The 13,129-nt window shown below is 59.4% G+C and carries 12 protein-coding genes; 9 read left to right on the top strand and 3 right to left on the bottom strand.

Features of this window, described 5'->3' with window-relative positions:
* The first annotated feature begins 9 nt into the window (after nt 1–9).
* The 8 genes from BN1133_RS10745 to BN1133_RS10710 all read left to right on the top strand — a co-directional run bounded on the left by BN1133_RS10745 (nt 10) and on the right by BN1133_RS10710 (nt 5,601).
* Nucleotides 10–1,191, top strand: coding sequence for an MFS transporter (locus BN1133_RS10745; protein ID WP_050666526.1), 1,182 nt, complete (start codon nt 10–12; stop codon nt 1,189–1,191).
* A 44-nt stretch (nt 1,192–1,235) separates the two neighbouring features.
* Nucleotides 1,236–1,685 carry a VOC family protein gene (locus BN1133_RS10740; protein WP_050666525.1) on the top strand — a complete coding sequence of 150 codons (450 nt, stop codon included), beginning with the start codon at nt 1,236–1,238 and terminating at the stop codon, nt 1,683–1,685.
* Nucleotides 1,640–2,434 (top strand): glycine betaine ABC transporter substrate-binding protein, encoded by a 795-nt coding sequence (locus tag BN1133_RS10735; protein ID WP_082177987.1) that lies wholly within the window; start codon nt 1,640–1,642, stop codon nt 2,432–2,434. The genes BN1133_RS10740 and BN1133_RS10735 overlap by 46 nt, the downstream gene beginning before the upstream one ends.
* A 20-nt stretch (nt 2,435–2,454) precedes the next feature.
* The gene (locus tag BN1133_RS10730) at nt 2,455–3,531 is read left to right on the top strand and encodes an L-dopachrome tautomerase-related protein (RefSeq protein ID WP_050666523.1); all 1,077 of its coding nucleotides are present in this window, start codon (nt 2,455–2,457) and stop codon (nt 3,529–3,531) included.
* Nucleotides 3,532–3,591: 60 nt separating this feature from the next.
* On the top strand, nt 3,592–3,828 hold the full coding sequence (locus BN1133_RS10725; protein ID WP_050666522.1) for a hypothetical protein: 237 nt from the start codon (nt 3,592–3,594) through the stop codon (nt 3,826–3,828).
* A 91-nt stretch (nt 3,829–3,919) separates the two neighbouring features.
* Nucleotides 3,920–4,390, top strand: a complete 471-nt coding sequence (locus tag BN1133_RS10720) for a PACE efflux transporter (protein ID WP_224162234.1) — start codon at nt 3,920–3,922, stop codon at nt 4,388–4,390.
* Between the two features lie 131 nt (nt 4,391–4,521).
* Entirely contained in the window at nt 4,522–4,860 is a 339-nt protein-coding gene (locus BN1133_RS10715) for a hypothetical protein (RefSeq protein WP_136614194.1), read from the top strand.
* Nucleotides 4,861–4,917: 57 nt separating this feature from the next.
* Nucleotides 4,918–5,601 carry a hypothetical protein gene (locus BN1133_RS10710; RefSeq protein WP_050666520.1) on the top strand — a complete coding sequence of 228 codons (684 nt, stop codon included), beginning with the start codon at nt 4,918–4,920 and terminating at the stop codon, nt 5,599–5,601.
* A gap of 3 nt (nt 5,602–5,604) precedes the next feature.
* Here the strand turns inward: BN1133_RS10710 and BN1133_RS10705 are convergent, their stop codons facing one another.
* From BN1133_RS10705 to rlmB, 3 genes are read right to left on the bottom strand one after another with little or no spacing between them, the layout of a single operon-like run.
* The gene (locus tag BN1133_RS10705) at nt 5,605–6,054 is read right to left on the bottom strand and encodes a GNAT family N-acetyltransferase (protein ID WP_050666519.1); all 450 of its coding nucleotides are present in this window, start codon (nt 6,052–6,054) and stop codon (nt 5,605–5,607) included.
* Nucleotides 6,055–6,109: 55 nt separating this feature from the next.
* A complete protein-coding gene (locus BN1133_RS10700) occupies nt 6,110–6,676 on the bottom strand; it encodes a Crp/Fnr family transcriptional regulator (protein WP_050666740.1) in 567 nt (188 codons plus the stop codon).
* Nucleotides 6,677–6,685: 9 nt separating this feature from the next.
* A complete protein-coding gene (gene rlmB / locus BN1133_RS10695) occupies nt 6,686–7,435 on the bottom strand; it encodes a 23S rRNA (guanosine(2251)-2'-O)-methyltransferase RlmB (RefSeq protein WP_050666518.1) in 750 nt (249 codons plus the stop codon).
* A gap of 1,011 nt (nt 7,436–8,446) precedes the next feature.
* Between rlmB and BN1133_RS19715 the strand changes: the two genes are divergently transcribed.
* Nucleotides 8,447–12,352, top strand: a complete 3,906-nt coding sequence (locus BN1133_RS19715) for a hypothetical protein (protein WP_197273671.1) — start codon at nt 8,447–8,449, stop codon at nt 12,350–12,352.
* Nucleotides 12,353–13,129: the final 777 nt, after the last annotated feature.

Here is a 13,129-nt window from a genome sequence, read left to right as displayed (position 1 = left end):
GCGACCAGAATGAAACAGCGTCAAACCTTACCGGCCCGGATCTGGATCCTCACCTTAAGCGCCTTTGCCATCGGCACCGCCGAGTTTCTGATCGCCGGCATCCTGCCCCAGGTGGCCGACACCCTGGGGGTCACCGCAGGTCAGGCGGGCAACCTCATCACCGCCTATGCCCTGGCCATCGTCTTCGGCGGCCCCATCCTCACCCTCTGGCTGGCCCGCTTCGAGAAGCGCAATGTGCTGCTGGCCCTGATGGTGCTCTTTGTGATCGCCAATCTGATCGCCGCCTACAGCACCGACTACACCACCCTGATCGTGAGCCGCATCCTGGCCGGCCTGACCCAGGGCCCCTTCTACGGCATCGGTGCCGTAGTGGCGACCCGCATGGTGAGCGAGAAGATGGCAGGCCGTGCCGTCGGCCAGATGTTTGCAGGGCTGACCCTGGCCAACGTGCTGGGGGTGCCGGCGGGCGCCTGGATTGGCAACGCCATGGAGTGGCACACCAGCTTCCTGGCCGTGGCCCTGCTCGGCGTCATCGCCCTGCTGGCCATCGCCCTGGCCATTCCCCGCCAACCCGCGGAGCAGGGGGGCTCACTCGGTCATCAACTGGGGGCGTTTCGCAACTGGGATCTGATCGCCAGCCTGCTCTTCACCGTCCTCGGCTGGTCCGGCTTCATGGCCCTCTATGGTTACATAGCCCCCCTCGCGGAGCAGGTGGCCGGCTTCGAGCGCGAGAGCATCACCGGAGTACTGGTCGTGGTGGGTCTCGGCCTGGTCATCGGCAACAGCATTGGGGGGCACAGTGCCGACCACAGCCTGCAGCGCGCCCTGCGGATCTGGCCGCTGATGACCCTGGCCTCCATGTTGCTGGTCGGGCTGGTCGCCGGCAGCCAGTGGCTCTTCCTGGGGGCGGCCTTCCTGTTTGGCGTCGCTACCTTCGCCAACCTGCCCGCCATGCAGATGCGTGTCATGCGCCACGGCACCCGCGCCCCCGAGCTGGCGGCGACCGCCAACATCTCGGCCTTCAATGTCGCCAACGCCCTGGGAGGGGTGATCGGGGGCGCCGTGGTCGACAGCCACTTCGGGCCGGCGAGTCTCCCCTTCTTCGGCGCCCTGCTCCCGCTGTTGGGTCTGCTCTTTATCCTCACCCAGGAGCGCACGGGCCGGGCCCCGCAACCCGGTAGCGCCCTCTGATCCACCCTCGCCGCCCTGCGGGGCGGCCCACAGGAGAGAATGCCGTGATTCATGCCATCGATCACTTCACCCTGCGCACCCGGGATCTCGACCAAACCCTGGCCTTCTACCGGGATCGTCTGGGGCTGGAGGAGGGAGCACGCCCCCCCTTCCCCTTTCCCGGCCACTGGCTCTATAGCCAGGGGCGCCCCCTGCTGCACCTGCTACCGGTCACAGAGGAGGAGGGGCTCACCGACTACCTCGGCTATCGCCCTGGCCTGAGCGGGAGCGGCGCCATCGACCACATCTCGTTGCGGGCCGAGGGCCTTGCCGCCATGACGGCCCGGCTCGAGGCTCACCACACCCCCTACACCCGTCGTCTGGTCCCCGAACTCAAGGAGTGGCAACTCTTTCTGGAGGATAACAACGGGGTCACCATCGAACTCATCTTCACCGCCCGGGAGGCAACATGCTCATCAGACTCGGAGTCACCGATCTCTCCTTTCACCATATGACCGGCGCCCTGGTGCGTACCGTGCTGGAACAACAGGGTCACCAGGTGACCACCCACTACGCCCCCCACGAGGCCAACTTCGAGCGCCTGGCCGCCGGAGAGCTGGATCTGCTCACTTCAGCCTGGCTGCCTCACAGTCACGGCGGCTACCTGGAGCGGGTCAGGGAGCGCCGGGCCGTGCGAGAGCTGGGCCTGCACTATGAGTCCTATGCCCTCTGGGGCGTGCCCGACTATGTACCCGCCGATCGGGTGGGCTCGGTGCAGGACCTGCTCGCTCCCGACGTGGTCAGGCAGATGACACCGCTCATCCAGGGTATTGGCGAAGGGGCCGGCATCACCCGCTTCTCCCGGCGCATCATGGCCGAATACCAACTGGAGGAGGCCGGCTATGAGTTTCGCAGCGGCAGTGAGGCCGACTGCCTGGCCGCCTTCGAGCAGGCGGTGGCAGAGGGGCGCTGGGTGGTCGTCCCCCTGTGGCGGCCCCAGTTCCTGCACGCCATCCACACCATTCGCGAACTGCAAGAGCCCAAGGGCCTGCTGGGGGGCACAGACAGAGCCGTGCTGCTGGCGCCGGAGGAGCATATCGAGGCCCTGGGGGCAGAGTGCGTCGTGGCTCTCGACGCCCTGCGCTTCGGTAACGAGCTCATCGAGCGCCTCGACTATCGGGTCAGCCGCCTCGGTGAACCCCTGGAGCAGGTCGCCCTTGAGGCCATCACCGCCATGCAACCATTGATCGGGCAGAGCGCCTGATCCCCAACAGGATTGACCCTATGAAACTCAACCCCTCTCTCCTGGCGATCGCCCTGGCCCTGGCGACCCCCGCTCTGGCCCAGAGCACCGAGCTGACGGTCGCCGCCAGCAGCCACACCCATAACTGGAATGCGGTGGCCCCCAGGGCGGACAACACTCTGTTTGCCGCCGCCCCTCGCTGGACCCGCTCCCGAGGTCCCCAACTGGTCTGGATCGATCAGGCAGGCGACGAACACGCCTGGCCCGATCGCCAGTGGAACAGTTGGACCCTGGGCCAACCGGCCGCCCGGCACTTCATCAATATCAATGCCATCCGCCGCATCGGCGATCAGCTCTGGGTCGTCGACACCGGCGCCCCCGACTTCGGGGGCAAGCCCCTGCCGCAGGGCGCCAAGGTGGTGGTGTTCAACATCGCCACCGGCAACACCGACCGGATCTACTATCTCGGCCCCGAGATCGCCGGCGATCACAGCTATGTGGATGACGTGCGCATCAAGGGCAGGCACGCCTACCTCACCGATGCGGGCTGGCCCGGGCTCATCGTCCTGGACCTGGAGAGCGGTGCGGCGCGGCGCGTGCTGACCGACAGCCCCTCGACCCGGGCCAGCGACAAGGCCATCTGGGCCGGCAACAACGTGGTGCTCACGCCCGATGGCTCACTGCTCAAGGTCAATGCCGATCCGCTGGAGCTCAGCCCCGACCGGCAATGGCTCTACTATGGCCCGCTCAATGGCCCCATGTACCGCATCCCCACCCGGGCCCTGGACAACCCGGCCCTCGACGACGCGGCACTGGCCAAACAGGTTGAGGTCTGGTTCGACATGCCGCCCACCGGGGGAACGGCCATGGGGAAAGATGGCACCTTCTACTTCTCGGATCTGGAGCAGAGCGCACTCAAGCGCCGCCTGCCGGACGGGCGCATCGAGACCGTCATTCAGGATGAGCGCCTGCACTGGGTCGATGCGCCGGTGATCGACGATCAGAATGTCATCTGGATGCCGGTCCCCCAGATGGACAGGGTCTCACTGTTTCAGGGGGGCAAGAACCGCACCCGCTGGCCGGTGGAAATCCTGAAACTGGACTTGCAGACCAGGTAACCCGGCGCCGGGACGCTACCCTTGATGCAGGGCCCCAGGCCCTGTCACAAGGAGTGAGCGATGAAGCGTTGGATGACCCTGTTGGCCCTGCTGCTGGCGGCCCCGGCCCTGGCATTTCACTGCCCGGCCGACATGAAGAAGATCGACGAACTGCTGGCCCAAAAGCCACCCCTGAGCCAGGAGGCGCTGGCCAGGGTGAAGGCGCTGCGCGCCGAGGGTGAGACCCTGCACAAGCAGGGGGATCACCAGGGTTCGGTGGAAAAACTGGCCGAGGCACTCAGGCTGCTCGGTCAATAGTCGGCGGGGGCTCGCCCCCGCCTCTTTTTTGAACATCGCTTCTCTTTTAACCATCCGCTCACTAGAATGCCCCTCCCACAGGAGGAGTATCATGAGCACCCAACTGCGCAGCACGGGCGATCGCCTGCGTTATCTGTTTCTCTACGAGGCGATCGGTCTGGCCCTCGTCTCCCCCCTCATCAGCCGGGTATTCGACAAAGAGGTGGCCGCCGTCGGCAGCCTCGCCATCTTCTTCTCCGTGGTCGCCACCGGTTGGACCTATGGCTGGAACCTGCTGTTCGACAAGGCCCTGTTGCGCTGGTGCGGGCGCACCGACAAGCGGCCACGGGATCGGGTGCTGCACGCCCTTGGGTATGAGGCCAGCTTCATGGCCTTTTCCCTGCCCTGCGTCATGCTCTGGCTCGATATGGGATGGTGGCAGGCGCTGGCCCTGGATCTCGGCTTCGTCGGCTTCTATCTGGTCTATATCATCCTCTTCACCTGGGCCTACGATCGCATCTGGCCGATCCCCGCCGCCCTCTCCCCGGCCGGCGGCCTCCAAATGGGCGAACAAAATAACTAACATACTGATTAAAAACAGAATGATCTCGAACAGGGCCACATAACTTTTCATTTTATTTCACTGCCTGCCAGGGAGCGCAGGGGGTAGCTTGCCCACACGTTTGCACCCCTTTCTCTCCTCAGCAGGACACCATGAATCACAGCGTCAGGCTCCCCCCTCTGGTCATGCTCGCAGCCCTCACCATGGCACCGGGCATGGCCGCCATTCCGAATTTCGATGCCCTCTGCGCCCCCCATACCCGGGTATGGGCCCGCGATGGCCGGGTCTATATCAACGACAAGATGGCGATCGTGCACGCCTTCACGGCTTATGCCTACCGGGCACAGAGGGGAGACAAGGTGATCGACATCAGCCTCTCCCGGGCCATGACGCCCCCGGGGATCAGCTACAGCGAGCGCAACAAGCGGGATGCACTGGAGTGTGTCCTGCAGCCCTCCGACTCCCTGGCCAGCAGGGGGAAGGCAGAGTAGCCGGCCCGACGGCCGCGACTACACTCCTCTCATCAGGGCGGTACAGGATGGCAGAGGATGAACAGAGGCATGCTGGTGATCGCGCTCTTTTGGCTACCGCTGCTGGTCGGGGCCCGACCCCTGCAACTGCTGGTGATCGCCCACTACCAACCCCTGCTCACCCCCTTCTATCAGGAGTGGCTCGAGGCCGCAGGGCTGGAATATGCGCTCACCCCCTGCACGCCGGCCCGTTGCGAGCGCCTGATCGAGGGCAGCGATGAGATCGATGGCGAGCTGGTCAGAATAAGCGGTTATGAGAGTGCGCACCCCGCGCTGAAACCGGTCGGTGCCCCCATTGGCACCGTCAGGGTCTATGCCATCGGCAGCGGCAGCTGGCCGCCGGCCGAGGGCGATCAATATGGCTGCCTGCGCGGCTCCCTTTGGTGCCGCCGGCAACTCCCGGCGCAGCAGATCACCTGGCTCAACGATCAGGAGCAGGGGGAGTTGATGCTCAGGCGGGGGCGAATCCAGTGGCTGATCCAATTTTGGCCCGGGGCCGAGGAGAGAGGGGGGGAGCAGGGGCACCGGCTCGCTCGCCTCGACTACTTTCTCTATCTGAGACGGGATCTGGAGCCGGCAGCCCGGCAACTGGAAGAGGCCCAGCAGCGGCTGATGCTAAGCGGCCGTTGGCGACAGATGCAACAGAGGCTGCTCACCCTGTTTGCCAACCAAGGGACGAAGGGGGAGCCGGCCCACCCCTGACACTCACCCCCTGCGCATGCCCATATGAGGAATGTCATCCTCAAGATATTCGGCCCCTTCCGGCACGAAGCCGTGGCGGCCATAGAAGCCCTGGAGATGAGCCTGGGCGCCGAGCCAGATGGAGTGCGCGGGCCAGTGCGTCTCACACACCTGCACCGCCTCGGCGATCAGCCGATGACCCAGACCGCCACCCCGGCAGGCCGGCGCCGTGACCACCCGGCCGATAACGGCCCCCTGCTCATCGGCCACACCGGGCGCCATGATACGGGCATAGGCCGCCAGCGTCTCTCCCTGCCAGCCGAGCAGGTGATACACGCCATCCTGGCGATCCAGCCCGTCCAGATCCTGGAAGGGACAGGTCTGCTCGACGACGAACACTTGGGTCCGCAGGACCAGCAGGTCATACAGCTCATCGGTGGAGAGTTCACTCCAGGATTTCAGGTTCCAGTTCATCATCGACTCCTTATCAGATGGGATCTCAGGATAAGCGGGACAAACGGTGGACACATTAACCTTGGTTAAGGGATTTCAATCGTCTGCGGATCCGGCTCAGGCTGATGGGGGTGATGCCGAGGTAGGCGGCGATCTGGTGATCGGGCAGGCGGGCATCGAGGGGGGCATAGTGGGTGAGAAAGTGGCGATAACGGGCCTCTGGGCCGGCGGTCAGCAGCAGCAACTCCTTCTCCTCCTTGATGCGCAGTTGCACCTCGAGCAGATGCTGGTACCAGGTGCCCCAAAGGGGCAGCCGGCGCAACTCGCTGATCCGAAACAGCTGTAACCGGCAGGGCTCCAGCGCCTCCACGCTGTAGCGGGCGGGTTCACCGCTGAGCAGGTGGTGAAAATCGACAAACTCATCCCCCTCCCAGTAGAACTCCTTGATGTACTCGCGCCCGTCGGCCAGCTCGACCCGAGCCCGCAGCAAGCCCTGCTCCACCCGCACCAACAGATCCGGGCGCTCCCCGGCGTGCCAGAGGCAGGACTTGGCGGGGAGCACCTGGGGACGGGCAAACGAGAGGAGGCGCGCGGCCTCCTGTTGATCCGAGACCCGCAGCCAATCGAAGGGGGAGCGATCGATCATCGGGGATTAGCCGCGACGCTGACGCACCGCCTCGAACAGGCAGACGCCGGTGGCCACCGAGACGTTAAGGCTGGAGACGGCCCCCGCCATGGGAATGCTGACCAGCTCGTCGCAGTGCTCCCGGGTCAGGCGGCGCATTCCCTTGCCCTCGGCGCCCATCACCAGGGCCATGGGGCCGGTGAGCTTGGCCTGATAGAGATCGTGGTCCGCCTCGCCGGCGGTGCCGACGATCCAGACGCCGCGCTCTTGCAGCTCGCGCAGGGTGCGCGCCAGGTTGGTCACCTGGATAAGCGGGATCACCTCGGCGGCGCCGCAGGCTACCTTGCGCACGATCGGGGTCAGCCCGGTCGCCTTGTCTTTGGGCACCACCACGGCGTGCACCCCGGCGGCGTCGGCACTGCGCAGGCAGGCGCCCAGGTTGTGGGGATCGGTCACCCCGTCCAGCACCAGCAGGAAGGGGGCCTCGGCCGTGGCAGAGAGCTCGTCGAGCAGGGTGGCGAGATCGTGCTCGGACAGACGCGGCGCCTCCTTGACCCGGGCCATGATCCCCTGGTGGTTATTGCCTTCGCTCTTCTCATCGAGGGCCTTGCGACCCACCGGCTGGACCCGGATGCCGAGCCCTTCCAGCTCGGTCAGCAGGGGCAGCAGGCGCTCGTCTTCACGCCCCTTGAGGGCCCACACCTCGATAAAACGCTCCGGCTCGCGCTCGAGAAGGGCGGCCACCGCGTGGATGCCGTAAATCAGTTCACTGCTCATGTTCAAAATCCGTGGTGTCGGGTCGCATGAATGCGCCCCGGGGGAAAATGGCCCTACCGGCAACCTGACCGCCATTAAAGTGGCGGCGTCACCGGTCGCGAAATAATGATGGGGCATCATACCAGAGACACCCGTCGCGAGGGAGTTCAGCCAAACTCCTTCGCCTATGCCAAGCATCCCAATCCCTGCGGGATTGCCGCTATGCGGGGTTTCGCCCGCCCATCCGGAGGAGCTCGGTCAAGCTCCTGGCCTATGGCTCGGCTCTTGATGCGGCTGCGCCGCATCAGGGTAGGGTGCAATAAGCGCGACGCATTGCACCGGATGAATGGGATGCGACTACGCCGCATAGGGGTTTCGCCCGCCCTGCGGGCTGTGGCGAGTGACTTTTCTTTGCGTGGCCAAAGAAAAGTCACCAAAAGAAAGGCCAACCCCGCCAATCCGGCCGCTACGCGGTTGCCCTCGGGTCGGTCACCAGGTCGGACGGACCGCCGCAGATGGGGCATCCCTGCCCCGCTGCGGCTGCGCCATCATCCCTGATGGCGCTCCTGACCTTGCTTCCTCCCCTCGGCGGATTGAAGGGGGAGCCAATACCGTGCCCGACAGCAGCCAAGTGGGCTCGCCACGCGGCGCTCAAAACGGTGGGTGTCCCAGAATTTTCCCAGAATTTTCCGGTCAAGCTCCTGACCTATGACGGGCACCCTGCACGCGAGGGCGCTGCCCTAGAAGGGGTTTCGCCCGCCCTGNNCCGCTACGCGGTTGCCCTCGGGTCAGGCACCAGGTCGGGCGGACCGCCGCAGATGGGGCATCCCTGCCCCGCTGCGGCTGCGCCATCATCCCTGATGGCGCTCCTGACCTTGCGCCCTCCCCTCGGCGGATTGCAGGGGGGACCAATACCGTGCCCGACAGTAGCCAAGTGAGCTCGCCACGCGGCGCTCAAAACGGTGGGTGTCCCAGAATCTTTCTGCGCTCAGAATGATCGGTGTCCCAATGTAGGGGCCTAAAAGTAGATTGTTGATTTATATACGAATACCATATTCGAGTCATGCTTCGAGCACATCAGAGGGCACTGTGGCCATTTTTGATATTGAAAAAGACAACTTACTCCGGCTCTCTGATACCCAACTTGAAGAGTTAATAGCGCGCCTTGCCGAGGCGGAAATTGCAGCCCATGGTCATAGCCCTGCCTATGTACACTGGTCAGGCTCTATAAATGCTCCCGATGGCGGTATCGATGTGCACGTTAAAGTACCGGTCGAGCAAATGAGCACGGGCTTTATTGAAAGACCTGATACGATTTTTCAAGCCAAAAAGCATACAATGCCGAGGGCTGCGATAACCTCAGAAATGACTACTGATGGGGCATTATCACCGACGATCTCTGAGCAAGTGGCAAAGGGAGGGAGCTATATCATCGTCAGCTTAGATGATGATTGTTCTCCTCTTATGAAAGTTGATCGCCTGCAAGCAATGCAGTATGCGGTAGCGGGTGAACCTAACCACTCCAATATTCACTTGGATTTTTACGACCGCTCGAAACTGGCGCAATGGTTGCGGCAGCACCCGTCAGTCATGCTCTGGGCCAAAAAAATACTCGGTCAGGGATATTCTGGGTGGAAGCCATATGGGGCTTGGAGCAATCCGCCTCAGGGGTCAGAAGATACCTTGATTTCAGCACCAGGGGTGATAATTTCTCTGCCATCAGGAAAAGGACAACAGCTAGCCATTCAGGACGCTATCGGGCCAATGCGTGATCTGGTTCGTTCAACCAATAAAGCTGTCCGCATTACGGGATTATCCGGTGTTGGAAAGACCCGAATTGTACAGGCTCTTTTCGATGAAACGGTCGGAGCAGATGCGCTCGATCGGACTATCGCAGTTTATGTTGATACAGGTGAAAACCCAGATCCCTCTGCAACAGCAATGCTGGAACGACTGATTGCTGAGGGGCGACGGGCCATTATGATCCTTGATAATTGCCCTTCTGAATTGCACACACTTCTAGCCAGTAAAGTAGCAGCCAATAGTACGGTCAGCCTTATTACTGTTGAGTATGACATTAAAGATGACAAGCCTCAGACCACAGAGGTCATCCAGATTGAAGCGGTGGGGCCAGAGGTTGCCGAGCAGCTTATTCTCTGTCGTTTTCCCAATATCGGTCGGAACAACGCCCGCCGAATAGCAGAGTTTTCTGATGGTAATGCACGCGTTTCCTTGGCTATTGCTGAGAGAGTGGAGGAAGGTGAAAGTCTGGCCCAGCTTTCAGATGCACAGTTATTTAACCGTTTGTTCGAACAGCGAAACAATCCGGATGATGGTTTACGGGAGCAAGCTGAAATATTGTCTCTGGTCTATTCTTTTTCAGTTTCATCGGTTGAGGAAGGGCAAAACGAACTGGAGGTGTTGGGATCTATCTCGGGGCATTCCGTAAGCCAGTTATTCCGAGCAACAAGCAGGTTGTCAGAACGCCATATCGTACAGAAGAGGGCTCATTGGCGGGCCATTTTGCCTCATGCAATTGCCAACAGGCTGGCGTCATCGGCACTGAATTGTATCCCGGTTAATCAACTAAGAGCGATTTTTGAAATTCATGGCAACCAACGCTTACTCATGTCATTTGCACACAGGTTAGGGCTGTTGCACGATCATTCTGTGGCGAAAGAGATTGTGGAGAATTGGCTTGAGCCTGATGGATTATTAGGGCGAATAACTACATTGGACGATATATCGGCACGAATGCTGGATTATATTGCACCTGTTTCTCCAGAAATTCTTCTCGATAGGATTGAGACTGTACTTGTTTCCTCTGGTTTTATGGGTATGAAGCCAGGTTACAATTCAAGAAGAACGTCAATTATTAATCTATTATGTTTATTGGCTTATGAAGCAAACGCCTTCGAACGGTGTATCAGACTTCTCATTAATTTAGCCGATTATGAGAAGGAGAACGATGGTAACAACTCGCTAACAAGGCAGATAACGAATTTTTTTCAAACATATCTATCCGGAACGCACGCTACTTTAGAACAACGCATTGCCATTATGAATGAATGTTTTTCATCGGATGTTCCTAGACGTAAATCATTGGGTTTCAAGATGCTTTCCACAGCCCTTGAGGATCGCTGGACTGGCTTTGGAGTTAATCCATTTGGTGCTCGACCGAGAGACTATGGACTTCACCCTAGTCATGATGAACTTGTAGAATGGCGCACTACTTTTATCGATGTGGCCGTACAGTTGGGCACCTCTGGCGATCCCGCTATTGAAGTCCCCACGCGGCAGATCATGGCGAATACATTTCGAGGGATGTGGGGCCAGTCAGCGATAAGGGAAAAGCTTATCGATGCTGCTCGAAAATTACATGAACATCATCCTTGGGGCGAAGGTTGGAAAGCCATTCGTACGATGATCTATTTCCATCATCATACCAAGAGCAAAAAAACGAATAATGTTGAGCTCATAGCAGATTCCCTTATTGTACTGGAGAAAGAGCTGGAACCTCATGATTTGCTTCCGACAATCATGATGTATGTGCTCAGCAGAGCACATGGTCCTTGGACGCTGGATGCTGATTTTGATCACGACGATCATAACAAATATCAGGAAGCTGAAAGGCGGCTTAAAACCAAGGCATTTCAATTGGGTGAGGGGTTTGCTGTCTCAAGTCATGAGCTCGATGAGCTGGGACCTAACCTATTTTCTAATGACTACATGCCTTACCGTGCAGCATTCGGGGGAGGTTTGGCCAAGGGGGGGCTGGATTTATATTCCGCTTGGCTAAAACTTGTTGAGTATCTTGATCTACAGCCTGCAGGACATAAAAATTTGTCAGTGTTTGAGGGCTTTATCGAAGAAGTTGACCGTATCGAGCCAGCTCTTGCAAAGGCATTACTTGATCAGTGTGCACAACATCCTCAACTTCGACACGGTTTGGTTGAGCTGCATCCTCGAAGGAGCTTCACAGAAGCCGACCTGGATCGTTGTATGGCGATTATGGATGACCCTGATATTCACCCGAGTATGTATGAATCAATCCTATGGTGGGATGAATATGGGGATTTATCCAGAGGCCGACTACTCGATCTTGCGATGCGGCTCCTGAGTAAACCGGGAGGTAGTGATGTGGTGCTGCGTGCGCTAAGTATGCGGTTACACGGTGAAGAAGGGACCGCGGACAAGCTTGGCCCTGATTTTCGACAAATAGGTCTTAAAGCTGCGAGGCTGAGTCTGCCAAAGGATCATTGTGATTCCTATGGGGGGGATGGTTACAACATGGAGTGCGTCATCAATGCTGCATTACGTTTCGATGGCAATGAGCCAGAAAAACAGGAGTGGTTGGACGCGATTTTTGCTGTTGTTGATCTGCACTATGGTTACGTTCATTCATATGAAAGTGCCATTGAGACAACAGCTGCGCTGATGCCAGAAGCATTTTTAAATAGAGTCTTTGAATGCACTGAAGAGCAACAAGAACGACGGCGTTTTTTTATTTGTAATAGAGACTTACGATTCTCACCTCTTGCCCATATTAATATGGATTTTCTGATTCCGTGGTGTTGTGCCAAAAATAAGCCCCACGTATGGGTAGTTATTGCAGCAAGCATTAACTTGTGGGAAAAGAATGACGAGATTGAAGGACTCAGGATGTCAGAGTTAGCCCTCAGGCTGCTTGAGTCATCTCCTAACACTGCTGTTGTTTTGGAAATATTCGCCGAGCGTGTCACCCCTTCATCTTGGTCTGGTAGCCGAGCAAAAGTAATGCAGTCCAGAGCGGAGGCAATTCATAAGTTGGTTGAACATGAAAGAGCAGATATTTCGACTGCGGCTCAAACAGTCTCTGCAAACTTGGTTCAGCTAATTGAGCGCCAGAAAGAACGAGAGCAACGGGATGATATGGAGCAAGAACAGCGATTTGAATAAAAATCACGATAGCTATTCTGAGACCAACATGGTTATCAAAGCGCGAAAATGTGAAGCGCGAAAATGTGACACCCACCATTTTGAGCGCCGCGTAGCGGCCCACAGACCCGTAACCTGCCAACCCAGTCACAGTCAGGCACGATATTGGCTCCCCCTGTAAGTCGCCGAGGCGAGTTGAGCGGGTCAGTAGTGCCGTCAGGGATGACGGGTGTGTGAAAATGTGAAAATGGGACACCCACCATTTTGAGTGCCGCGTAGCGGCCAACAGACCAGCAACCTGCCAACCCAGTCACAGTCGGGCACGGTATTGGTTCCCCCTCTGATGCGCCGAGACGAAGGCACGCTGCCAGGCCGCGAGACAGGGATGTCGAGCGAGCTGCGGCGGGCCAAGGGCCAATTCGGATCAGGGCGAGCACTGCTCGACCCCGATTTGGCGCGAGAACAAGGATGTTCGAAGCGGGCTTGGGTCGAAGCCATGGATGGCGTAGACCAAAGGCCCGTCGGCATCGTGGCGGTGGCGAGGGGACTCGACGCAGGAGAGCGAATCAGCGGGGTTGGCCGCTCGATTGGTGACTTTTCTTTGGCCACGCAAAGAAAAGTCACTCGCCATAGCCCGAAGGGCTGGCGAAACGCCTTCGCGCCCCATGCGGCGCAGTCGCATCAAGATGCTCGCCATAGGCACGGAGCTTGGCCGAGCTCCGCCGAGGGCTGAGCCCCCCTTTTCGCTGACCATAAAAAATCCGAACCCCGGTAACAGGGTTCGGATTTTTTTGCTCT

Source organism: Aeromonas schubertii, assembly GCF_000820105.1.
GTDB classification, from domain to species: domain Bacteria; phylum Pseudomonadota; class Gammaproteobacteria; order Enterobacterales; family Aeromonadaceae; genus Aeromonas; species Aeromonas schubertii.
Note: the sequence above shows the minus strand (reverse complement) of the source record. Positions and strands in the feature narration are given on the sequence as shown.